Genomic DNA, 22,112 nt, shown 5'->3' on the forward strand with positions numbered 1-22,112 from the left:
GCGGCAAACGGAGCGCGGGAAACGGAGCGCGGGAGACGGAGCGTCGGTGCGCGCGCCGCGTGTTGGAGCGCGCGCCGACGAGCTCAGCGCATCAGGTGCTCGAGCAGCGCCTTCTGCGCGTGCAGCCGGTTCTCCGCCTCGTCCCACACGCGCGACGCAGGGCCGTCGATCACGTCGGCCGCCACCTCTTCGCCGCGATGCGCCGGCAGGCAGTGCAGGAAGATCGCGTCGCGCGCCGCGCGCTGCATCAGCGCGCCGTCGACCTGGTAGCCCTCGAACACGCGCGCGCGCGCCGCGGCCTCGCTCTCCTGGCCCATGCTCGCCCACACGTCCGTCGTCACCACGCGCGCGCCCTCCGCGGCCTCGCGCGGATCACGCACCACGCGGATCTTCGGATCGATCCCGACCTCGCGCGCCGCGCGCGCCGCCATCTCGAGCACCGCGGCCTCGGGGAAGAACCCGTCGGGGCACGCGAGGCGCAGGTCGAGCCCGAGCAGCGCCGCGCCGAGGATCCACGAGTGCGAGACGTTGTTGCCGTCGCCGATCCACGCCACCGGCACGTCGCGCAGATCCTCGGTGCCGAGCGACTCCTGCACCGTCTGCAGATCCGCGAGCAGCTGGCACGGGTGGAAGCGATCACAGAGCCCGTTGATCACCGGCACGCGCGAGTGCTTCGCGAGCGTCTGCACCTTGTCGTGACCGAACGTGCGGTAGACGATCGCGTGCACGAAGCGCGAGAGCATGTGCGCCGTGTCGTCGATCGGCTCGCCGCGCCCGAGCTGCGTGTCCTTCGCGAGCAGCGTCACCGGCTGACCGCCGAGCTCGAACACGCCGACCTCGAACGACACGCGCGTGCGCGTCGACGCCTTCTCGAGGACGATCGCGACGCTCTTGCCCTCGAGCGGGCGCGGGTGCGCGGGCGTGCCGCGCAGCTTCTTCAGCTCCTTCGCGCGCGCGAGCACGCGCAGGAGATCGTCGCGTCCGAGGTCGAGCAGGGTGAGGAAGTGCTTCGGCACGGCGGATCCTTCGCGAGGGGTCGACTTCACTTCTTGGGGATCGAGCGCAGCGCGATCGCGAGCTGCTCGACGGCCTGGTCGACGTCGGCGCGCTTCACGTTGAGCGCCGGCGCGAAGCGGATCACGTCGCCGCCCGCGATCGCCGAGAGCACGCGCTGCGAGCGCAGCTGCTGGTACGCGACCATCGGGTCGTACGCCGCGTCGACGCGGATGCCCTGGAGCAGGCCCATGCCGCGACGCTCCGCCGCCGCCGGGATCGACGCGTCCGCGACCAGCGCCGCGAGCTTCTCGCCGAGGTAGCGGCCCATCGTCTCCGCGTTCTCGACGAGCTTCTCCTCGTCGAAGATGCGCAGCACCGCGAGGCCCGCCGCGCACGCCAGCGGGTTGCCGCCGAACGTCGAGCCGTGGGTGCCCGTCGTGAGCGCGCCCGCGACCTTCTCGGTGATCAGCATCGCGCCGAGCGGCACGCCGCCGCCGATGCCCTTCGCGAGCGAGCACGCGTCGGGCATCACGCCCGACCACTCGCGCGCGAGGAAGCGACCGGTGCGGCCGTAGCCCGTCTGCACCTCGTCGAAGAAGAGCAGCGCGCCCGCCTCGTCGCAGATGCGGCGCGCCTCGCGCAGGTACTCGTTGCTCGCGACGATGATCCCGCCCTCGGCCTGGATCGGCTCGAGGAACACCGCCGCGGTGTCGGGCCCGACCACCGCGCGCAGCGCGTCCGCGTCGCCGTAGTCGACGAAGCGCACGCCGGGGAGCATCGGGCCGAAGCCCTCGTGGTACTTCGCCTGCCCGGTGATCGAGACCGCGCCCATCGTGCGGCCGTGGAACGACTTGTGGGTCGCCACGAGCTCGACGCGGCGCGCGTCGCCGCGCGTGTGGTGGTAGCGGCGCGCGAGCTTGATCAGCGCCTCGTTCGCCTCGGTGCCCGAGTTCGAGAAGTACACGCGGTCGAAGCCGGTGCGCTTCGTGAGCTCGGCCGCGAGCTCGATCGCGCGATCGCTGAAGAAGAGGTTCGACGTGTGGATGAGGCGCGCCGCCTGGTCCGCGAGCGCCTTCGCGAGCGTCGGGTGCGCGTGGCCGACCGAGAGCACCGCGATGCCGCCCGAGAAGTCGAGGTACTCGTTGCCCTCCACGTCCCACACGCGGCAGCCCTCGCCGCGCGCGAGGATGATCGGCGGCTGCCGATAGTTCGGGACGAAGGTCTTCTGGGCGGTCTCGTACAGCTCGCGGTTGGTCGCCATCGCGCGCCGTCTTTACCACTGCTGGGCGCCGCGCGCGACGGTCCGGTCGTAACGCCGGGCGCGCCTCGCGCCTCCGATGGCGCGATGACTCGAACGACTTCGATCCTCTCCGTCCTCGTGCTGCTCGCTGCGTGCGAGGGCTCGTCCTCCACGCCCGCGACCGACGCCGCGATCGCGCCCGACGCGCCGCCACCCGCGACGTTCGCCGAGCAGGTCGAGCTCGGCGCCGCGACGTACACCGCGCAGTGCGCGAGCTGTCACGGCGCGAGCGGCGAAGGCACCGCGACCGGCCCGCGCGTCGTGGGGCTCGCGGAGGGCGCGCTGCCGCTCGAGCCGCGCGAGGGCGCGGTGCGCACCACGCAGTTCGTGACCGTCGCCGACGTCGCGGAGTTCGCGGTCATGGCGATGCCGCCCACCGCGCCGGGCTCGCTCTCGGGCGAGGAGTACTGGGCGATCCTCGCGTTCGCGCTGCACGCCAACGGGATCGATCTCGAGCGGAAGCTCGACGCCGAGCTCGCGGCGACGCTGACCATCCCGCGGTGACGTCCGAGAGGTCGGAAGAGAGCTCGACCGCAGAGGGCACAGAGGACCGCAGAGAACTCGATCGCCCTCTGTGGCCCGCTGCGTCCTCGGCGGTGAATTCCCCGGCGACTCCGCTCAGTGGCCCGCGACGTCGCCCCAGATCTGGCGGAGGCGCGCGTCGCGGCCGCAGCCGAGGCGGTACTCGGTGTAGCGGACCGGGTGCGTCCGGTAGAAGTCCTGGTGGTAGTCCTCGGCGATCCAGAACGGGCCCGCGTCGGTGATCTCGGTGACGATGCGGCCCGGGATCGTCTGCTCGACGCGCGCCTTGCTCGCCTCGGCGAGGCGGCGCTGCTCGGCGTCGATCGGGAAGATGCCGCTGCGGTACTGCGTGCCGTGATCGCAGAACTGCGCGTCCGCCTGGGTGGGATCGACGTTGTGCCAGAACACCTCGAGCAGCTGCTCGTAGGTGGCGCGCGACGGGTCGTAGAGCACGCGCACCGCCTCGGCGTGGCCGGTGCGGCCGGCGCTCACTTCCTCGTAGCTCGGGCCCTCGAGCTCGCCGCCGGTGTAGCCGGAGAGCACCGAGATCACGCCCGGGAGATCCTCGAACGGGCGCTCCATGCACCAGAAGCAGCCGCCCGCGAAGATCGCGACGGCCTGGCCCTCGCCGGGCGGCGGCGCGGCCTGGGTCTGGGGGGCGCGCGAGGAGGCGGACGCACTCGGCGTGCTGGTCGCGGGCGACGAGCACGACGCGAAGACGAGCGCGAAAACGAGCGCGAGGCGGGTCACGCCCTGCTGTACGTCGCTGGCGTCGACCGCGTTACGGGGAGCGCATCGATCGAGCGCGTCGGCCCCTCGGTGGGGGTCCGTGGTCGATCGATCGACCTGGTTGGGGGCGCATACCCCCAGCGAAGGTCGATGCATCCACCTCGAGGGACCCTCGGAGGTCACCCAGGTTCGATCGATCGACCACATTGGGGCCGGCTACCCCCGACCCCGGTGGATCGATCGACCTTCTGGGGCCGTCTACCCCCAACCGAGCTCGATCAATCGACCTCCGATCACCCGTGGAGGTGACCGACGCTCGTTGCGTCGAGCTGGGGGACTCCGGCCGCGCTTCCGGACGTCGTTCGATCGCGCGCTGGGTCAGCCCGCGGTGATCTCGGTGCCGATGCCGCGGTCGGTGAACAGCTCGAGCAGCGCCGCGTGCTGCATGCGGCCGTCGATGACGTGGCACTTCTTGACGCCGACCGCGATCGCGTCGAGCGCGCACTGCACCTTCGGGATCATCCCGCCGCTGATCACGCCGGTGTCGATCAGCGAGCGCACGTGATCGGCGGACATCGACGACGCGACGTTCCCGCTCTCGTCCTTCACGCCGGCGATGTCGGTCATGAGCACGAGCTTCTCGGCTTTCGTCGCCGCGGCGATCGCGCCCGCGACGGTGTCGGCGTTGACGTTGAGCGAGCGACCCTCGGCGTCGACCGCGACCGGCGCGACCACCGGGATGAAGCCACCCGCGACGAGGTGCTCGAGGATGCGCGTCTTCACCTCGACGATGCGCCCGACGCGCCCGGGGTCGACGACCTTGCCGCTCTTGGTGCGCATCTCGGTGACGCGCTCGCCGCGGAGGAACGCGTCGTCCTTGCCGGACAGGCCCACAGCGCGCCCGCCGTGGTTGTTGATCAGCGTGACGATCTCCTGGTTCACGCGACCGCCGAGCACCATCTCGACGACGTCCATCGTGCGCTCGTCGGTGACGCGCAGGCCGTCGATGCGCTCGCTGACGACGCCGAGGCTGCCGAGCATCTCGTCGATCTGCGGGCCACCGCCGTGGACGACGATCGGCTGGAGGCCGACGAGCTTCATGAGCGTGACGTCGCGCGCGAACGAGTCGCGCAGCGACGGCTCGGTCATCGCGTGACCGCCGTACTTGATGACGAAGGTGCGGCCGTGGAAGCGGCGGATGTACGGGAGGGCCTCGTGGAGGATCGAGGCTTTGTGGATGAGGTCCTGCATGAAGCGTCTCGGTGAGTGGCGCGGGGTGGTGGGTCCGCCGCCCGGGGTGCTCGCGGGCTGCTGGACGAGCGGGTGAGAGCGTCGGGCGGCGGTGGGCGCATCGCGGCGCGAAGCGCGCCGCGATGACTGTCGTCAGTCTGTGATCGACGTCAGCGAGCCCCCGTCGCACGAGGGCGTCGGACCCACCACCCCACGCCTGGCACCGCGGTTCTGCCGCCTCGCGTGGTGGAGGTGGCGGTGGCTCGCGACCGATCCGCGCGAGCGCGGCTCGGACGCTCGCGGGTAGCACCGCGCGACTGCGTCGCGCGTGTGCGCGCTGCGCGCGGTGATGGACGAGCACCGCGCGACTGCGTCGCGCGTGTGCGCGCTTCGCGCGGTGATCGAGCAGCGGGGAGCAGCGCGGGGCATCGGGGGCGGAAGGTATCAGCGCGACGTGCGGATCGCGTCGGCGAGGCGGGACGGGCCGGTCTCGCCGAGCATGCGGCGGACCGTGGTGCCGGTGACGCACACGCGGTCGCCGACGAGGATGCGGTTCGCGAACACCGCGGCGCCGTCTTCGGTGTGGCCGCGCGCGATCGTCTCGACGCGCACCTCGTCGCCCGCGGTGACCGGGCTACGGAACGTGAGCTCCTCCGCGATGGGCTCGACGTCGCGCGGCGCGAGGCCCGCGGCGTGCGCCGCGAGGGAGAGCGCCTCGTCGCAGAAGTCGACGTACTGCGGGTGGTTCACGTGATCGAGCGGGTCCATCCACGTCCACCACGCGCGGAAGGTGAAGACGTGGGGCTCGTGCGCGTCGAGCTCGCGGGCGAGCGCGGGGAGCTCGGGCGCCGCGTCGTCGTCGGGGCCGCTCTCCACCGGGAACGCCTCGATCAGCGAGCGCGGCGCGCGCGCCATCTCGAGCGACTCCGAGACGTGCACCCACTCCTGGCGCGCCGACGCGATCGCGCCCCGAGACGAGCGCACTCGGATCTCGCGCGTCGAGAGCATCTCGCGGCGCATGCGCGACACCCACGTCGTCGCCGCGAGGGGCTCGCCGTAGGTCGCCTCGAGGTGGTGGCGCACCGTCATGCTCCGCACGACGAACGCGGTCTTCTCCTCGCGGTAGCGCATCGGAGGCCAGCCACATGCGGTCGAGCCCTCGACCGCGACCTCCTGGAAGAGGCGCCAGACGTCGCCGGCCCGCGCAGCGTCGCGCGCGGAGAACGCGTGGCGCGGGAGCATCGTGGACGTGGAGAACATCGCGGCCGCGTGTACCGCGCGCAGCCGCGCGCGGCAATCGCCAGCCGGAGTGCTCGCCGGCGCAGGGCCCGCACGGGAGCGTGCGGTGCACGTGGACGGAAGGGCCCTGAGCGGGCGAGCCGATGTTGGACCAGCCCAGCTGTAGTGCTCGCCGGCGCAGGGCCCGCACGGAAGCGTGCGGAGCACGTGGACGGAAGGGCCCGGAGCGGGCGAGCCGATGTTGGACCAGCCCAGCTGGAGTGCTCGCCGGCGCAGGGCCCGCACGGGCGCGTGCGGAGCACGTGGACGGGAGGGCCCGGAGCGAGCGAGCCGATGTTGGGCGGCGCGTTCAGCCGATGCCGTAGCGCTTGATGCGATCGACGAGCGTGACGCGCGGCATGCCGAGACGGCGCGCGGCCTCGGACTGGTTGCCGCCGTGCTCGGCGAGCGCGCGGGTGATGAGCTCGCGCTCGAGCGCCTCGACCTGCGCGCGGAGCGTGCCTTCGTGCGCGACGGGCGTGGTGGTGTCGTCGAGCGCGTCGAGGCCGATCACGCCGCCCTCGGAGAGCGCGACCATCCGCGCGATCGTGTTCTCGAGCTCGCGCACGTTGCCGGGCCAGGCGCGCGCGGTGAGCGCGTCGATCAGCGCGGGCGCGAGCGTGACGTCGGGCAGCGCGAAGCGGTCGGCGTAACGCGCCGCGAACGTGCGCGCGAGCTGCGGGATGTCGGCGCGTCGCTCGCGCAGCGGAGGCATCGTGAGCTCGACGACCGCGAGGCGATAGTAGAGGTCCTCGCGGAACCGACCGGCGGCGGCCTCGCTCTTCAGGTCGCGGTGGGTGCACGCGACGATGCGCACGTCGACCTTCTCCACGCGCGACGCGCCGACGGGCTGGATCTCGCCCTCTTGGACGGCGCGCAGCAGCTTCGCCTGGATGGCGAGCGGGAGCTCGCCGATCTCGTCGAGCACGAGCGTGCCGCCGTGCGCCTCGGCGAACCAGCCGCGACGCGCCGCGGTCGCGCCGGTGAACGCGCCCTTCGCGTGCCCGAAGAGCTCCGCGTCGGCGAGCTCGGCGGGGATCGCGGCGCAGTTGAAGCGCACCAGCGGCCCGGACGCACGCGCGCCCGCGACGTGGAGCACGCTCGCGAGCAGCTCCTTGCCGGTGCCGGTCTCGCCGCGCACCAGCACCGGCACGTCGCGCCCCGCGACGCGCACCGCGGCCGCGAGCACGCGCTCGAACGCGGGCGCTTCGCCGAGCAGCGGGCGGCCGAGCGCGTGCTCGAGGTCGAGGCGGCTCGCCTTGCGCCGCAGCGCGCGGTGCTCGAGGGCGCGCTCGATGACGAGCGTCATCTCCTCGACGTCGAAGGGCTTCGTCAGGTAGTCGAGCGCGCCTTCCTTCAGCGCGCGCACCGCGATGCGCTCCGAGCCGCGCGCGGTGAGCATCACGACGGGCAGTCGCGGATCGATCGCGCGGATGCGCGCGAGCAGCTCGAGGCCGTCCATCCGCGGCATCGAGAGGTCGGTCACGACGAGATCGACGTCGTCGAGCGCGCGCAGCGCGGCCTCGCCGCTCTCCGCCTCGATCGCGTCGTGCCCGAGCTCCTCGACGAGCTCGCGCAGCGTGAAGCGCACCGAGCGCTCGTCGTCCACGATCAACACGCGCGTCATCGCGTCGCTCCCTCGATCACGAGCGCGACGATCGCGCCCTTCCCTCGCTCGCCGCCGATCTCGAGCGTGCCGCCGTGCTGGCGCGCGACGCTGCGCGCGAGCGCGAGGCCGAGCCCGGTGCCGCCCTCGCGCGCGCTCGCGAAGACCTCGCCCGCGCGCACCGCCGGGTCGAAGCCCTCGCCGGTGTCGTGCACCTCGAAGCGCACCTGAGCGCCGTCGCGCCGCGCGCGCAGCGTCATCACGCCGCCGCCCGGCATCGCCTGCACCGCGTTCTGCGCGAGGTTGAGCAGCGCCTCGCGCAGCCGGCGCGGATCGGCGATCACCTCGCCCGCATCGCCCTCGCAGCGCACCTCGACCGACGACGCGGCGGCGCGCGCCTCGATCACCGCGGCGACGTCGTCGAGCAGCGCCCGCGGTCGCAGCGGCTCGGGCGCGAGATCGGTGAGCGGGCGCGCGAGCGTGAGGTACTCGTGGAGGATCGCCTCCATGCGCTCGACCTCCTCGAGCACCACGGCGAAGCGTCGCTCGTCGCGCGCGTCGCTCGGCTTCTTCGCGAGCATCTGCACGAGGCCCTTCACCGCGGTGAGCGGGTTGCGGATCTCGTGCGCGACCTTCGCGCCGAGCGCCTCGGACTCGCGCGCGCGATGCGCTGCTTCCTCGAGCACGTCGCCGCGCATGCGATCGAGCGTCTCGCCCACCGAGCGATAGGCCTCGACGAGCCCGACGACGCCGAGGCGCGCGAGCGCGAGCGTCATGAGCGTGCTCCACGCGACCATCCACCCGCGCTGGGGCGAGGGCACGACCGGGAACGGTCCGCGCACGACCGCGAGCACGAGCAACACGGAGATCGCGATCGCGATCATCACGCCCGCGCCGCGACGCGGACCGAACGCGGCGAGCCCGACCGTCACCGGCGCGAAGAGCAGCGGCAACATCGGGCTCTCGAGCCCTCCGCTCAGCAGCGCGCCGAGCCCGATCGCGATCGCGGTCGCGCCCAGCGAGATGCCGAGCCAGCGCTCGTCGAGCGCGCGGCGGCCGAGCGCCCATGCCTCGACGAAGAACGCGATCACCATCGAGCCCGTCGCGGCGGCGATCGCGATCACCTGCGCGCGCGGCGCGCTCGAGCTCGCGAGGATCGCGGCCTGACCGAGCGCGCCGATCGCGACCACGAGGGGGCGCTGCCGCAAGAAGCGCGTGCCGACCGCGCGGAGGCGCGCGGCGTGGAGCGTGTCGAAGGCGCGGGTCACGGAGCCGGGCTCGTCGCAAGCGTCGCACCGATCCCGTCGTGCCGCGAAGCGCGCGCGCGATCGTCGCGGGCCCGACAGCTCCGTCGGCGGGCCGACGATCCGGCGCGGCTCGTCGGCGAGATCGCGCGAATTCGGCGCGGCACGAGTCGTGATGAAGCGACGCGGCGAAGGAGGACCTCGACATGTCCACGCTCTCCGCTCCCGTCCCGACCTCGACCGATCGTCGCTGGCACTTCGCGCTCGGCGCCTGGCTCGCGCTCGCGGTGCTCGCCTCCGCGCTCGGTCTGCTCACGCCCGAGCGTCTGCCGCTCGTGCCGCTCTCGATCGCCGGCGGGACGCTCGCGCTGGTGATCGCGTACCGCCGCGTGCCCTCGTTCCGCGCGTTCGCGCAGCGCATCGATCTGCGCGTCCCGATCCTCTTGCACTTCGTGCGGCTGCCGATCGGCGTCGCGTTCCTCGTGATGGCGTCGCGGGGCGCGCTCGACCCGACGTTCGCGACGATCGCGGGCTACGGCGACATCCTCGCCGGAGGTCTCGCGCTCGTCGCCGCGGCGATGCCGTCGCGCACCGGGATCGTGCGCGCGTGGAACGTGATCGGCCTCGCCGACATCCTGCTCGTCGTCGCGACCGCGCAGCGGATCCTGTTCTTCTCGGGCCACCCCGAGACGATGTCCACGATGGCGGCGTTCCCGTGGAGCACGATCCCGACGTTCGTCGTGCCCCTCGTGATCGCGACGCACCTCTTGGTGCTCGCGCGGCTCAGCGCGACTCGTAGACCGTGAGGCTCGGCAGCTCGACCGCGGTGAGGAACCCGCCGCTGCCGCAGCCGGTGTCGGTCGCGATGACGCACTCGCCCGCCCAGAGGTCGCTCGGATCGTGCGGCGTGTGCCCCGAGAGCTCGGGCGGCAGGTACTCGGTGCGCGTGTGCCCGATCACGACGCGCTTGCCGCGGTACTCGGTGAAGAGCTCCTCCTCGCGCGTCCACGCGAGCGCCATCTTCGGGTCGGTCTCGCTGGGGTGGAGGAAGCGTCCGTCGCGCCGCAGCAGGCCCGCGTGCACGTAGATGGCGTGCTCGTCCTCGTGGAACCACGGGAGCTCGCGCATCCACGCGATCACGTCGGCGGGGAAGAAGCGTCCCGCGAAGAGATCGTCGACCTCTTCGCGGCTCGGCATCTCGTCCTCGCGCGGATGGGCCCCGCCGACGTACGAGCGCATCGTCGCGAGACAGCCGTTGCCCGGCGGGAAGACGAACTCGGGCCAGCCGCGATCGACGACGCGCACCCACGCGTCCTCGTGGTTGCCGCGCAGGGTGACGACACGACAGCCGAGCTCGCGCTCGAACGCGCGCACGACGCGCACGACCTCTTCCGACTTCGGCCCGCGATCGACGTAGTCCCCGAGGAACACGAGCGTGTCGCGCTCGTCGAGCAGCGGGAGCTTCGCGACCAGCGCGCGCAGGTGATCGAGCTCGCCGTGGATGTCGCCGATCGCGAAAGTGCGGTTCGCCACGTCGCGATCATGCCAGAGCGCGCGTGCTCGGAGTTGCGCACCTCACCCATGGGCTCAATGCTCGCGCGCGATGAACGAGCTCCGCGACGTGCCGCCCGAGCCGCAGGTCCCCGACGCGCAGCGCGGCGCAGGCATGCTGCCGCTTCGCTACGAGGACGTCGTGCAGGACGGTCGGCTCCGGCTCGAGCCGGTCACGCACGCGATCGGCGCGGCGATCTGGAAGAAGACGCTCTCGGAGCACCCGCTCGTGCTGCGCCTCGGCGCGGAGGGCATCGTGCCGATCCTCTCGCGGCTGCAGGTCGAAGCGGGCGGTGGACCGATCTCGGCGCGCGAGCCGGTGAGCGCGCGCGGGACGTTCGAGCTGCTGCGCTTGATCGACGATCAGGATCGCCAGCGGCTGCGCGTGGACATGTGGGCCGAGCTGCAGGGCACGCGCGGTCACACGCACGGCGCGGCGATCGAGGGCGCAGGCGAGCCCGTGCTGCTCGGGCGCGCGATCGCCGAGCACGTGCTCACGCGGCCGTTCGCGCCGCCCGAGGAGCGCAGCGTCGAGCAGCTCCCCGGGGAGCTCCCCGAGGGCATGACGACGCGCGACGTCGCGTGGCGCGCGCCGCGCACCGCGATCGACCTGCCGCGCGGCGCGACCCCGATCGACGACGCGTTCGCGCTGGACCCGGTGCCGATCGTGTTCGGGCTCGGCCACACCGACAGCAACCAGCACGTCAACTCGCTCGTCTATCCGCGCCTGCTCGAAGAGGCCGCGCTGCGTCGCTTCCATCAGCTGGACCTGCCGACGACGGTGCTCGCGCGCTACGTCGACCTCGCGTTCCGCAAGCCCTGCTTCGCGGGTGACCGCATGCGCATCATGCTGCGCGCGTACCGTGCGGGTGACGAGGTCGGCGTGCTCGGCGCGTTCATCACGTCGGGCGAGGCGATCACCGCGGGCGCGACCCCGACCGAGCGCGCGCACGTCTTCGCGCGCATGCAGTTCGCGCGGTAGTCACACGATTGCAGTGTGGCCGGCGAGAACGTGCGTTGGCCGCGGTGTCGACGCGCGTTCGCACGGCGCGCGCGCGATCGTGTGATTTCGCGGCGAGGCCGAGTGGCTCGCGCATTGCGAGCCCGCGACGTCATGCGACTCGTCGGATCTCTCCTCGTGCTCGTCGTGGCGACTGCCTGCGGCGGTAGCTCGTCTCGGCTCTCCGTCGCCTCGCCCGTCGACGCGCGTCCCCACGCCGTGCCGCTCGTGCTCGACGACGACGCGGGCGGTGATCAGCTCGTGTTCGACGTGCACGCGAACCGCGCGATCACGAGCCGCGATCGCACCGCGGACATCGCGCTCGTGCTGCAGGACGAGCTGTGCGAGGGGCGCGAGTACCCCGCGCAGATCGAGGTCACGGTCGAGCTCGCGGATGGGACCACGCGCACCGAGCGCGTCGATCACGTCACCGACTGCGAGACCGTGCTCGCGAGCCTCGAGTCGGTCGAGCTCGGCGAGTGCGACGCCGAAGGATGCCGCACGAGCATGCGCGTGGGCGTGCGCGCGCTGAGCGGCACCGAGGACCTCGACCTCTCGCTCTACGCGTCGGTGCGGTTCCACGACTGGTCGCACGAGCGCGGCGGGCCGCACGTCGATGCGACGCTCCGCCGCGCGACCCCGAGCGAATGACGCACGTGCGCCGCGTCTCCGCGCGGGAGCGCGACCCGCGATCGGTCAGAGGATGTAGCGCGACAGATCCTCGTTGCTGAGGATCGGCGTCAGCGTCGTGCGCACGCGCTCCGCGTCGATCTCGATCGACTCTCCGTCGAGCTCGGGCGCGCGATAGCTGATGTCCTCGAAGAGCGCCTCGAGGATCGTGTGGAGACGACGCGCGCCGATGTTCTCGGCGCGCTCGTTCGCCATCTGCGCGTACTCCGCGATCGCCTCGATCGCGTCGTGCGTGACCTCGACCTTCACGCCCTCGGTCTCGAGCAGCGCCTTGTACTGCTTGGTCAGCGCGTTCTTCGGCTCGGTCAGGATCCGCACGAAGTCCGCCTTGCCGAGCGCCTCGAGCTCGACGCGGATCGGGAAGCGACCCTGCAGCTCGGGGATCAGATCGCTGACCTTCGACACGTGGAACGCGCCGGCCGCGACGAAGAGCACGTGATCGGTCTTCACCGGCCCGTACTTCGTGCTGACGGTGCTGCCCTCGACGATCGGAAGGAGGTCGCGCTGCACGCCCTCGCGCGACACGTCGGGCCCGCCGGTCTGGCCCTGACGCCCCGCGATCTTGTCGATCTCGTCGAGGAAGACGATGCCCGCCTCCTCGGTGCGCTTCACGGCCTCGCGCTGCACGCGATCCATGTCGACGAGCTTGCCCGCCTCTTCCGCCTCGAGCGCCTTGCGCGCCTCGCTCACCTTCACGCGGCGGCGCTTCGTGCGCCCTTTGAAGCCGGGGAGCTGCGAGAGCATGTCGCGGAAGTTGACCTCCATCTCCTCCATGCCGTGCTGCCCGAAGATCTGCATGAAGGGCACGCCCTGATCCGCGACGTCGATCTCGACCTCTTCGTCGTCGAGCTCGCCCGCGCGCAGCCGCGCGCGCACCTCGTTCATCTCGCGCTCGCTCGGCGCGTACTGCTGCGGCGGAGGCGTGACGAGGAACGCGCCGAACGGGCCCTGCGGGCGCTGCGGCGGAGGCTGCGGAGGCGCGTCCTTCGAGGCGAGCATGCGGACGAGGCGCTCCTCCGCGAGCTCCTGCGCGCGCGCCTGCACGTTCTCCATCTCCTCGACGCGCACGAGCTGGATCGCGTTCTCGACGAGGTCGCGCACCATCGACTCGACGTCGCGACCGACGTAGCCGACCTCGGTGAACTTGCTCGCTTCGACCTTCACGAACGGCGCGTTCGCGAGCTTCGCGAGGCGCCGCGCGATCTCGGTCTTACCGACGCCGGTCGGGCCGATCATGATGATGTTCTTCGGCGCGATCTCGTCGCGCAGATCGGGCGAGACCTGCTGCCTGCGCCATCGATTGCGCAGCGCGATCGCGACCGCCTTCTTCGCCTTGTGCTGACCGACGATGTAGCGGTCGAGCTCGCCCACGATCTCGCGCGGGGTGAAGGTGCGAACGCCGCTCATCCCTCGATCTCCTCCACGACGACGTTCTGGTTCGTGTACACGCAGATCTCGCCCGCGGTGCGCAGCGCTTCGCGCGCGATGTCGGCGGGCGCCATCGTCGTGTGGCGCATCAGCGCGCGCGCGGCGGCGAGCGCGTAGGGGCCGCCCGAGCCGATCGCGATCACGCCCTCGTCGGGCTCGATCACGTCGCCCGTGCCGCTGATGAGGAACGTCGCGCTCGCGTCCATCACGACCAGCATCGCTTCGAGCCGGCGCAGGTAACGATCGGTGCGCCAGTCCTTCGCGAGCTCCACGGCCGCACGCGCGAGCCCGCCCTTGTCTCCCGCGGGAGTGCGGTGCTCCTTGAGCTTGGCCTCGAAGCGCTCGAGCAGCGTGAACGCGTCGGCGCTCGCACCCGCGAACCCCGCGATCACCTTGCCGTCCGCGATGCGCCGCACCTTGCGCGCGCCCGACTTCATCACGGTCTGACCGAGCGAGACCTGACCATCTCCCGCCATCGCGGCACGTCCATCGCGGCGCACCGCCACGATGGTGGTCGATCGAAAACGAGCTTCTTCGCTCACGCGCGCATCTCCACGCAATGGTGCCGAAAAGGGCAGAGAGAGGCCGGCACCCTAAGTCGTCACCTCGCCCCGTCAACCCCGCTTCCAAACTCCGAGCCGCTCGCCGCTTTCTCCTCTCGCCGCGCGCTCGCGCGTACCCTCCTCGCGTGGCCCACGACGACGAGCTCGCGAAGCAGATCGCGCTCTTCCTCGCGTGGCTGCGCGACGAGCGCCGCAGCCCCGACAAGACGATCGAGACCTACGCGCGAACGCTGCACGAGCTGCGCTCGTTCCTCGTCGAGAAGAAGCTCTCGAGCGACGCGCGACGCATCACGATCGTGTCGCTGCGCGCGTACCTCGCGGCGCTCTTCGACTCGCACGCGAGCGCGACGCTCGCGCGCAAGATCGCGACGCTGCGCTCGTTCTTCCGCTACCTGCTGCGCCGCGGGATCATCACGTCGAACCCCGCGGCCGCGCTGCGCTCACCGAAGCTCGCGCGTCCGCTCCCGCGCTTCCTCACGGTCGACGAGGCGTTCCGCGTCGTCGACGCGCCGAAGGAGGACGCGCATCGCGACGAAGCGCTGCGCCTGCGCGACGCGGCGATGCTCGAGATGCTCTACGGCGCGGGCCTGCGCGTCAGCGAGCTCGCGGGGCTGCGCCTCGGATCGCTCGACCGCAGCGCGCGCCTGGTGCGCGTGATGGGCAAGGGGCGCAAGGAGCGACTCGCGCCCTACGGCTCGAGCTGCGCCGACGCGCTCGATGCGTACCTCGCGATCCGCAGCGCGCTGGTGAGCGACAAGACGGCTCCACTCGACGCGCTCTTCCTCGGGCGTCTCGGCACCGCGCTCACCGCGCGTCAGGTGCAGAACGTCGTGCGTCGCTACGGCGCGCTCGGCGCAGGGCGCGGTGATCTCCATCCCCACGCGCTCCGTCACACGTGCGCGACGCACCTGCTCGACGCCGGCGCGGACCTGCGCGCGATCCAAGAGCTGCTCGGCCACGCGAGCCTCGCGACGACGCAGCGCTACACGCACGTCACCGTCGATCGCCTGATGGCCGTCTACGACAAGGCGCACCCACTCGCGCACGACGACGAGTGACGCTACGACAACGCGCATGACCTCGGAGCAAGGACGGAAGCGCTACACGCTGGTCGGGGATCCCACGCGCATCCCGGTGCCGGGCGGCAAGCTCATCGAGGAGTACTTCGGTCGCGTCCGCACCGGCACCGACGCGTTCAGCCTCGCGCACATGATCGCGCCGCCCGGATGGGGCGAGCCCGCGCAGACGCCGCGCTTCGGCGAGCTCACGATCATGGTGCGCGGCTCGATGCACATCGAGATCGGCGACGAGCAGCTCGAGCTGCGCGCGGGACAGGCGATCTGGATCGAGCCCGACGTGCGCGTGCGCTACTCGAACCCGTACCCGGTCGAGAGCGAGTACTTCGCGATCTGCATCCCCGCGTTCTCGCCCGACGATGCGCAACGAGATCCCGAATGACGATCGCGTACGGATACCTCCACGGCTTCGCGTCGAGCGCGCGCTCGAAGAAGGGCGTGCACCTCCACACCGCGCTCGGTGATCGCATCGATCTGCAGCTCGCGGAGCTCAACCGTCCTTCGTTCGCGAAGCTCTCGATCGACGCGATGCTCGCGGAGCTCGACGCGATGCACGAGGCGCACGGACGCCCGCGGTGGCGCCTCGTGGGCTCGAGCCTCGGCGGATGGCTCACCGCGCGCTGGGCCGAGCTGCATCCCGAGCGCGTCGATCGCGTGATCCTGCTGTGTCCCGCGTTCGACATCGAGACGCGCTGGCCGCAGCTGATGAAGCCGGGCGAGTTCGAGACGTGGCGCGCGCGCGGCGAGCTCGAGGTCGCCGATGCGACGGGCGCGCTCGTGCCGCTGCACTTCGCGTTCTACGAGGGCGCGAAGGCGCACACCGCGTATCCGCGCGTGTCGTGCCCGGTCACGATCATCCACGGCACGCGCGACGATCGCGTCCCGATCGAGAGCTCGCGGCGCTGGCTCGCGTCGCACCCGCACGCGCGTCTGATCGAGGTCGACGACGGGCACGACCTCGTCGAGAGCCTGCCGATCATCGAGCGCGCGATGATCGACGACTTCGCGCTCTAGCGCGTCCGTCTGCTCGAACCACCAGCTCGGTCATCCGCGCTTCGCGGTGCGCTTGCTCCAGCCGTCGGCCCACTCCGCGAGCGGGCCGAGCGCGTCGAGCAGCGCGCGTCCTTCCTCCGTCAGCGAGTACCCCGCGCTCTCGCCTTCGCCTTCGCCCGCGACCACACCGGCCTCGCGCAGCTCGGCGATGCGCGCCGCGAGCGACGTCGGCGACACGCCGCCGCACGCCTCGCGCAGCGCGCGGAAGTGGAGCGGGCCTTCGCGCAGCTCCCACACGACGCGCAGCGCCCAGCGACGCCCGAGCAGATCGAAGAGCGCCATGATCGGGCGTCCCGTCTTCGATCCGCGCACCGGGCGGCCCGGACGAGGTGCTCCGCGTTGCGCTACGGTTTTCATAGCGCGCATCCTCGCCGAGCGCGCCCCCGGCGACAAGCGCGCGAGGAGAGCGATCCGATGGACGACGTCCGCTTCTGTCTCCGCTGCGGCACCGCGCTCGAGGAGGTCATGCTCGAGGGCCGCACGCGCAAGCGCTGTCCTGCGCCCGGGTGCGGCTTCGTGCACTACGGCAACCCGCTGCCGGTCGTCGCCGCGATCGTCGAGCACGTGGAAGACGAGGACGAGACCGAGAGCCGCATCGTGCTGGTGCGCCAGAAGGCGTGGCCCGAAGGATGGTTCGGGCTCGTCACCGGCTTCCTCGAGCGCGGCGAGACCCCCGAGGAAGCGGTGCTGCGCGAGCTCGACGAGGAGCTCGGCCTGCGCGGTGAGATCGCCTCGCTCGTCGGCGTCTACGCATTCGTGCAGCGCAACGAGGTGATCGCGACGTGGCACGTGCGCGCGCGCGGACCGATCACGCTCGGCGAGGAGCTCGAGGCGTACAAGCGCGTCCCGATCGCGAAGCTGCGCCCGTGGCCTTTCGGCACCGGTCTCGCGGTGAAGGACTGGCTCGCGAAGCGCGGCTGAGCGTGCGCTACGAATTCCGTAGCGCTCCACAATCCGTAGCGCTACACATTCTGTAGCACACGGAGGACGAGCCATGTCGCGCTTCCCCGATCCGCTCTCGCCGCCCTACGCGCCCGAGGTCGAAGCCGCGCTCACCGAGATGATGCCGCGCGGCGCGCCGGTCCCGCCGCTCGCGCTGTTCCGCTTCTTCGCGCACCACCCGGCGCTGATGGAGGTGATGCGCCCGTTCGCGCGCGTGCTCCTCGGTGCACGCGGGGCCGCGCTGGCGCCGCGCGATCGCGAGATCGTGATCCTGCGCGCGACGGCGCGTGCGCGCTGCGAGTACGAGTGGGGCGTGCACGTCGCGTTCTTCGCGTCGCGCGTCGGGCTCGACGACGCGACGGTGCGCGCGACGGTACACGGCCCGATCGACGGGCTCGGAGCGCGCGATCGCTTGCTGGTGCGCGCCGTCGACGCGCTGCACGAGGATGCGACGCTCGACGACACGCTGCGCGCGGAGCTCGCGACCGTGCTGAGCCCGGAGCAGATCGTCGAGCTGCTCGTGCTCGCGGGCTGGTATCGCACGATCGCGTGCGTGGCGAACGGCGCCGGGCTCGCGAACGAGCCGTGGGCGCCGTCGTTCCCTTAGAGCTGTCGTCTCCTTAGAGCTGCCAGCCGAGGCCGCCGACCAGACCGACGACGACGTCGTCGTCGACCCACGTCGGGTGGATGTCGGCCGAGAGCACGAAGCTGCCGAAGTGCAGCGCGACGCGGCCGTCGAGGCCGAAGAGCAGGTCGCCGTCGACGCAGCCCTCCTGCGTGTCGCAGCCCCACGCGAAGTCGAGCGAGGGACCGAGCGCGAGGTGCAGCGGCCCGAAGTGAACGCCGAGCATCGCGGTGTTCCACAGCACGCCCTGCGCGCTGCCGCTCTCCGGGCCCGCGGTGAGCGCGCCGATGAGGCCGTGGCTCTGCAGGTAGATCGAGATCAGCGGGATCGGGCGCACGCCGAGGCGCAGCGCGAGGCCGCCCATCGCGCTCTGTGGGTCGGTGACGAAGCCGCCACCTTCACCGGAGAAGCCGAGCACGAGTGGGCCGTCGGCCGATGCGCGAGGAGGCGAGACGAATGGCGCCGCGCACGTGAGCGCGAAGACGAGACCGAACGCGGCGAGGAGACGTGATCGACGAGACATGACACCCGCGCACAGAGCAGCGCGCGTGCCGCGCAGGAAACGCAGCGAATCGCACACGTTGCGCCGACGTGCGTGAACGCGTGGTGGCACCGACGTGCGACGCCCGAGTCACACGTCACACCGATCAGGCTGCGTCGCGCTTGTCGAGATCCACCGCGAGCGTCACGGGACGCACGCTGTGACGCTCGCTCGAGGAGCGACGGAGCTCGGGCGCGCGCTCGCGCCACCACTGGCGCGCGTCGGCACCGGTCCACTCCGGCACCTCGCACGCCTCGAGCATCTCGATGAGCGCGGCGGCGCTCGCGGGGCGCGCCGCGGGATCCTTCTCGAGGCAGCGCATCACCAGCGCCTCGAGCTTCTCGGGCAGCGGGCGACCGACGCGCACCGATGGACGCACCGGGCGCGAGTGCAGATGGTGGCCGCAGACCTCGACCACGTTCTTGCCCTCGAACACCGGCTCTCCCGTGAGCAGGAAGTACGCGACCGCACCGAGCGAGTAGACGTCGCTGCGCCCGTCGATCGCGTGGGGCTCGCGGATCTGCTCGGGTGACATGTAGAGCGGCGTTCCCTGCAGCGCCTCGGTCTGGCTGAACGCGGGCGCACCGCCGTCGATCTCGCGCACGAGACCGAAGTCGAGCACCTTCACGAAGTCGGGCCGCCCGCCGCGCTCGCAGATCAAGAGGTTGCCCGGCTTCACGTCGCGATGGATCAGGCCGAGCGCGTGCGCTTCGCCGAGCGCCTCCGCGGCCTGACGCAGCACGTGCACGACGCGCCCCGGGTGCATCGGGCCCTCGGCGCGCACGACGTGCTCGAGGTCGAAGCCGTCGAGGTGCTCCATCACGTAGTAGAAGATGCCGTCGGGCGTGTGACCGTAGTCGTAGATCGCGATCGTGTTGGGGTGTGTCAGACGGCTCGTCATCTGCACCTCGCGCTCGAAGCGCGCGATCGCCTGAGGCCCGCGCTCCGCGCGCAGCAGCTTGATCGCCGTCGGGCGGCGCATCAGCGCGTGGCGAGCGCGATAGACGACGCCCATCCCGCCCTCGCCGATCTTCTCCTCGAGCGTGTACTGCCCGAGCGTCAGCGCCTCGCGCACCTGACGATGCAGGCCGTAGATGACGTGCGAGACGACACTGCTCGCCTTCGTCGCCGCGAACGCCCACACGATCGTCCCCGCGACGAAGAGCGCCGGCGAGGGCCAGTCCGCGGGCCGGTCCGGCTGCGAGTGGATGAGCCAGGTGCTGAGCACGATCGGGATGCAGACGATCACCCCGAGGACGCCGGTGCGCGTGGTGTCGCTCGGCACGATCGCGCTCCGCACGAAGAGCAGGAAGCTGATCGCGAGCAGGCCCGCGAGCTCGGGGCGCCACTGCGCCTGACCGAGGCTCGGCAAGCTGCCGAAGATCACGCCGAGGCCGATCACCACGCCCGCGTCGAAGCGCTGCAGCGTCTCGTAGCGCCACGGCCGCGACCGCACGAGCTTCGAGAGCCCGAGGAGCGAGCAGCCGAGCACGAGGTGCAGGTACGCGACGTAGTGCTGCAGCATCCACGAGAGGCGCGCGGCATCGAACACCGCGAGCACGCTCGCCTGCAGCACCCAGAGCGTGACCTCGAGGCCACCGACGAGCGTGAAGAAGAGCGCGAGACGCCGCTGCGTGAGATCACGATCCTGCGAGATCGCGAAGTCGACGGTGCCCAGCCCCAGCCGGGTCATCAGCCGATCGTAGAAACCGCTTCCCGAACGCCCCTGCACGACCGCGCGATTGTGGGTCTGGGCGCGCGTGGTCGCCAGCACCGGCCGGTGCGACGCAATGTTTCTCCACGTGCGCCTTCGGTCACTCCGGCGCGGTGGGCCCCGCGGGATCGGGCTCGCGGAAGACGAGATCGCCGCGCCCTTCGTTCGTGACCGTCACCACCGCGCGTCCGTCGTCGACGCTCGCGCTCCACGGGAAGCCCGCCGCGATCTGCTCGGCCTCCAGCGGGAAGCGACCGAGCTCGAGGGGATCGCGACCATCTCGGAGGACGAGCCAGCGGTGCTCTTCGATCTCGGGGAGACAGCGGCGCGCGTCCTCGCGCACCCGCACGCCCGACGCGACGTCGCGCGTCTCGCGCTCGACGAAGGGGCATCGCGCCTCGTCGTGCGCGAGCTGGAAGCGCGCGATGAACACGAAGATGCCGACCGCGAGCACGGCCGGGAGCACGCCGAGCACGACGAGCAGCCAGCGCGGCGGCATCGGGATGCGGCGCTTCGTCATTCTCCGGCGCTCGCTTCGATCACGACGTGCTCGCGAGGTGCGATGCGCGCGTGGACGTCGCGGGCGCCGACGGCGTCGAGCCAGCCCTCGAGATCCGCGAGGGCGCGGGTTGCGAGCGCCTCGCCGCGCTCGCGCTTGCCGAGCTTCTTGAACTTGCCCGTCGGCGTCGTGATCACGGCCGCGTCGCCGAGCGACGGGAACATCGAGAACACGACGTTCGAGGGCTGGAACGACTGCTTGCCCTCGGGCGCGCGACGAAGATGTCGATAGAGCGAGCCGAGCGCGGTCGTCTCCGGCGGAAGCGCACCGCCGGCGAGCAGCACGCCGAGCACGAGGCCGCAGGCCGCGCTCTCGACGTAGCCCTCGACGCCGCTGATCTGTCCCGCGAGGTGCACGCCCGGCAGCGCGCGCAGCGCGAGCGAGTCGTCGAGCACGCGCGGGGAGTCGACGAACGTGTTCCGGTGCACGCTGCCGTAGCGGAGGATCTCGACGTTCTCGAGGCCGGGGATCATCGAGAAGACACGCTTCTGATCCGCGTGCTTCATGCGCGTCTGGAACCCGACGAGGTTGTACGCGCTGAAGTCGACGTCCTCGGCGCGCAGCTGCACGACTGCGTAGGGCCAGCGCCCGGTGCGCGGATCGGTGAGCCCGACCGGCTTCATCGGGCCGAACGCGAGCGTGCGCATGCCGCGCTCGGCCATGACCTCGAGCGGCAGGCATCCCTCGAAGTACTTCGGCTCCTCGAACGCGCGCGGCGCGACCTTCTCCGCGTCGATCACGGCCTGCACGAAGCGCTCGTACTCGTCCTTCGTCAGCGGGCAGTTGAGGTACGCGTCGTCGCCGCCCTTGTCGTAGCGGCTCGCGCGGAACGTCTTGCTCTCGTCGATCGAGTCGGCCGAGACGATGGGCGCGATCGCGTCGTAATAAGCGAGGTGCTCGCCGCCGATCACGCGCGCGAGATCCGCCGCGAGGCTCTCGCCGGTGAGCGGCCCGGTCGCGAGCACGAGCGGGCGCGCATCGGGGATGCGATCGACGATCGCGTGCTCGACCCGGATGCGCGGGTGCGCGTGGACGCGCTTCGTCATCTCGCGCGAGAAGACCTCGCGGTCGACGGCGAACGCACCGCCCGCGGGCACCTGCGCGAGCGCGCCCGACGCCATCACGAGCGAGCCCGCGCGGCGCATCTCTTCCTTGAGCAGGCCGACCGCGTTGGCGAGCGCGGCCCCGCGGAACGAGTTCGAGCACACGAGCTCGGCGAGGCCATCGCCGGTCTGCGCGGGCGTGCGCGCGAGGGGCTTCTGCTCGATCAGCACGACGTCGACGCCGCGCTCGGCGAGCTGCCACGCGCACTCGCATCCTGCGAGGCCGCCGCCGACGATGGTCACCGTTCCGGGCATGGGCCGGGGACCCTAGCAGACGAGACGGCGCGATTCCGCCCGGCCCGCGCGCCACACGGGTGCGGCGCAGCGCCCCGTTCTCACGCTCGAAACGAGGGACGCGACCG

General features: G+C 71.8%; 24 protein-coding genes. 9 read left to right on the plus strand and 15 right to left on the minus strand.

The genetic code is table 11. The features are described 5' to 3' along the window. Positions 1-83 precede the first annotated feature (83 nt). Entirely contained in the window at positions 84-1,016 is a 933-nt protein-coding gene (gene argF, locus DB32_RS31265) for an ornithine carbamoyltransferase (RefSeq protein WP_053239018.1), read from the minus strand. A gap of 26 nt (positions 1,017-1,042) precedes the next feature. After that, positions 1,043-2,257 (minus strand): aspartate aminotransferase family protein, encoded by a 1,215-nt coding sequence (locus DB32_RS31270; RefSeq protein WP_053236311.1) that lies wholly within the window; start codon positions 2,255-2,257, stop codon positions 1,043-1,045. Between the two features lie 84 nt (positions 2,258-2,341). On the opposite strand from DB32_RS31270, the gene DB32_RS31275 reads away from it, so the two are divergent. After that, positions 2,342-2,800 (plus strand): c-type cytochrome, encoded by a 459-nt coding sequence (locus DB32_RS31275; protein WP_053236312.1) that lies wholly within the window; start codon positions 2,342-2,344, stop codon positions 2,798-2,800. Positions 2,801-2,914: 114 nt separating this feature from the next. Here DB32_RS31275 and msrA read toward each other — a convergent pair whose 3' ends face one another. The 5 genes from msrA to DB32_RS31305 form a co-directional block, all read right to left on the minus strand. Beyond that, positions 2,915-3,568 carry a peptide-methionine (S)-S-oxide reductase MsrA gene (gene msrA, locus DB32_RS31280; RefSeq protein WP_053236313.1) on the minus strand — a complete coding sequence of 218 codons (654 nt, stop codon included), beginning with the start codon at positions 3,566-3,568 and terminating at the stop codon, positions 2,915-2,917. Positions 3,569-3,925: 357 nt separating this feature from the next. After that, positions 3,926-4,798, minus strand: coding sequence for an acetylglutamate kinase (argB, locus tag DB32_RS31285; protein WP_053236314.1), 873 nt, complete (start codon positions 4,796-4,798; stop codon positions 3,926-3,928). A 423-nt stretch (positions 4,799-5,221) separates the two neighbouring features. Further along, the gene (locus DB32_RS31295; RefSeq protein ID WP_053236316.1) at positions 5,222-6,037 is read right to left on the minus strand and encodes a hotdog domain-containing protein; all 816 of its coding nucleotides are present in this window, start codon (positions 6,035-6,037) and stop codon (positions 5,222-5,224) included. A gap of 328 nt (positions 6,038-6,365) precedes the next feature. Further along, a complete protein-coding gene (locus DB32_RS31300; RefSeq protein ID WP_053236317.1) occupies positions 6,366-7,682 on the minus strand; it encodes a sigma-54-dependent transcriptional regulator in 1,317 nt (438 codons plus the stop codon). After that, positions 7,679-8,929 (minus strand): sensor histidine kinase, encoded by a 1,251-nt coding sequence (locus tag DB32_RS31305; RefSeq protein WP_053236318.1) that lies wholly within the window; start codon positions 8,927-8,929, stop codon positions 7,679-7,681. The genes DB32_RS31300 and DB32_RS31305 overlap by 4 nt, the downstream gene beginning before the upstream one ends. A 182-nt stretch (positions 8,930-9,111) precedes the next feature. Here DB32_RS31305 and DB32_RS31310 point away from each other — a divergent pair, with 182 nt between their 5' ends. Beyond that, a complete protein-coding gene (locus DB32_RS31310) occupies positions 9,112-9,711 on the plus strand; it encodes a hypothetical protein (protein ID WP_053236319.1) in 600 nt (199 codons plus the stop codon). On the opposite strand, the gene DB32_RS31315 is transcribed toward DB32_RS31310, so the two are convergent. Further along, the gene (locus DB32_RS31315) at positions 9,689-10,438 is read right to left on the minus strand and encodes a metallophosphoesterase family protein (protein WP_053236320.1); all 750 of its coding nucleotides are present in this window, start codon (positions 10,436-10,438) and stop codon (positions 9,689-9,691) included. The two genes, DB32_RS31310 and DB32_RS31315, sit on opposite strands and share 23 nt — an antisense overlap. A gap of 70 nt (positions 10,439-10,508) precedes the next feature. Here DB32_RS31315 and DB32_RS31320 point away from each other — a divergent pair, with 70 nt between their 5' ends. Next, positions 10,509-11,438: a hotdog family protein gene (locus DB32_RS31320; protein ID WP_053236321.1), complete on the plus strand. Its 930-nt coding sequence runs from the start codon at positions 10,509-10,511 to the stop codon at positions 11,436-11,438. Positions 11,439-11,675: 237 nt separating this feature from the next. After that, the gene (locus DB32_RS31325) at positions 11,676-12,107 is read left to right on the plus strand and encodes a hypothetical protein (protein WP_157069603.1); all 432 of its coding nucleotides are present in this window, start codon (positions 11,676-11,678) and stop codon (positions 12,105-12,107) included. Positions 12,108-12,152: 45 nt separating this feature from the next. Here DB32_RS31325 and hslU read toward each other — a convergent pair whose 3' ends face one another. Then, positions 12,153-13,553 (minus strand): ATP-dependent protease ATPase subunit HslU, encoded by a 1,401-nt coding sequence (gene hslU, locus DB32_RS31330; protein ID WP_053236323.1) that lies wholly within the window; start codon positions 13,551-13,553, stop codon positions 12,153-12,155. After that, the gene (hslV, locus tag DB32_RS31335) at positions 13,550-14,050 is read right to left on the minus strand and encodes an ATP-dependent protease subunit HslV (protein WP_053239019.1); all 501 of its coding nucleotides are present in this window, start codon (positions 14,048-14,050) and stop codon (positions 13,550-13,552) included. Before hslV ends, hslU begins: the two co-directional genes overlap by 4 nt. Before the next feature lie 212 nt (positions 14,051-14,262). On the opposite strand from hslV, the gene DB32_RS31340 reads away from it, so the two are divergent. The 3 genes from DB32_RS31340 to DB32_RS31350 are packed head-to-tail and all read left to right on the plus strand — an operon-like array spanning position 14,263 to position 16,227. Then, a complete protein-coding gene (locus DB32_RS31340) occupies positions 14,263-15,195 on the plus strand; it encodes a tyrosine recombinase XerC (RefSeq protein ID WP_053236324.1) in 933 nt (310 codons plus the stop codon). A gap of 16 nt (positions 15,196-15,211) precedes the next feature. Then, a complete protein-coding gene (locus DB32_RS31345; protein WP_053236325.1) occupies positions 15,212-15,595 on the plus strand; it encodes a cupin domain-containing protein in 384 nt (127 codons plus the stop codon). Beyond that, positions 15,592-16,227, plus strand: a complete 636-nt coding sequence (locus DB32_RS31350) for an alpha/beta fold hydrolase (RefSeq protein WP_053236326.1) — start codon at positions 15,592-15,594, stop codon at positions 16,225-16,227. Before DB32_RS31345 ends, DB32_RS31350 begins: the two co-directional genes overlap by 4 nt. 30 nt (positions 16,228-16,257) lie before the next feature. Here the strand turns inward: DB32_RS31350 and DB32_RS31355 are convergent, their stop codons facing one another. Then, complete coding sequence (locus DB32_RS31355; RefSeq protein WP_053236327.1) at positions 16,258-16,623, minus strand: winged helix-turn-helix transcriptional regulator; 366 nt, start codon at positions 16,621-16,623, stop codon at positions 16,258-16,260. A gap of 57 nt (positions 16,624-16,680) precedes the next feature. Here DB32_RS31355 and DB32_RS31360 point away from each other — a divergent pair, with 57 nt between their 5' ends. Beyond that, positions 16,681-17,187 (plus strand): NUDIX hydrolase, encoded by a 507-nt coding sequence (locus DB32_RS31360; RefSeq protein ID WP_053236328.1) that lies wholly within the window; start codon positions 16,681-16,683, stop codon positions 17,185-17,187. Between the two features lie 73 nt (positions 17,188-17,260). Beyond that, entirely contained in the window at positions 17,261-17,815 is a 555-nt protein-coding gene (locus DB32_RS31365) for a carboxymuconolactone decarboxylase family protein (RefSeq protein WP_053236329.1), read from the plus strand. A 13-nt stretch (positions 17,816-17,828) separates the two neighbouring features. Here DB32_RS31365 and DB32_RS31370 read toward each other — a convergent pair whose 3' ends face one another. The 4 genes from DB32_RS31370 to trmFO form a co-directional block, all read right to left on the minus strand. Further along, the gene (locus tag DB32_RS31370) at positions 17,829-18,356 is read right to left on the minus strand and encodes a hypothetical protein (RefSeq protein ID WP_053236330.1); all 528 of its coding nucleotides are present in this window, start codon (positions 18,354-18,356) and stop codon (positions 17,829-17,831) included. Between the two features lie 124 nt (positions 18,357-18,480). Then, positions 18,481-20,067, minus strand: coding sequence for a serine/threonine-protein kinase (locus tag DB32_RS31375; protein ID WP_157069604.1), 1,587 nt, complete (start codon positions 20,065-20,067; stop codon positions 18,481-18,483). 121 nt (positions 20,068-20,188) lie between these two features. After that, positions 20,189-20,608 carry a hypothetical protein gene (locus tag DB32_RS31380; protein ID WP_053236332.1) on the minus strand — a complete coding sequence of 140 codons (420 nt, stop codon included), beginning with the start codon at positions 20,606-20,608 and terminating at the stop codon, positions 20,189-20,191. Further along, positions 20,605-22,005 (minus strand): methylenetetrahydrofolate--tRNA-(uracil(54)-C(5))-methyltransferase (FADH(2)-oxidizing) TrmFO, encoded by a 1,401-nt coding sequence (trmFO, locus tag DB32_RS31385; RefSeq protein WP_053236333.1) that lies wholly within the window; start codon positions 22,003-22,005, stop codon positions 20,605-20,607. Before trmFO ends, DB32_RS31380 begins: the two co-directional genes overlap by 4 nt. Positions 22,006-22,112: the final 107 nt, after the last annotated feature.

The organism is Sandaracinus amylolyticus (assembly GCF_000737325.1).
GTDB lineage: Bacteria > Myxococcota_A > Polyangia > Polyangiales > Sandaracinaceae > Sandaracinus > Sandaracinus amylolyticus.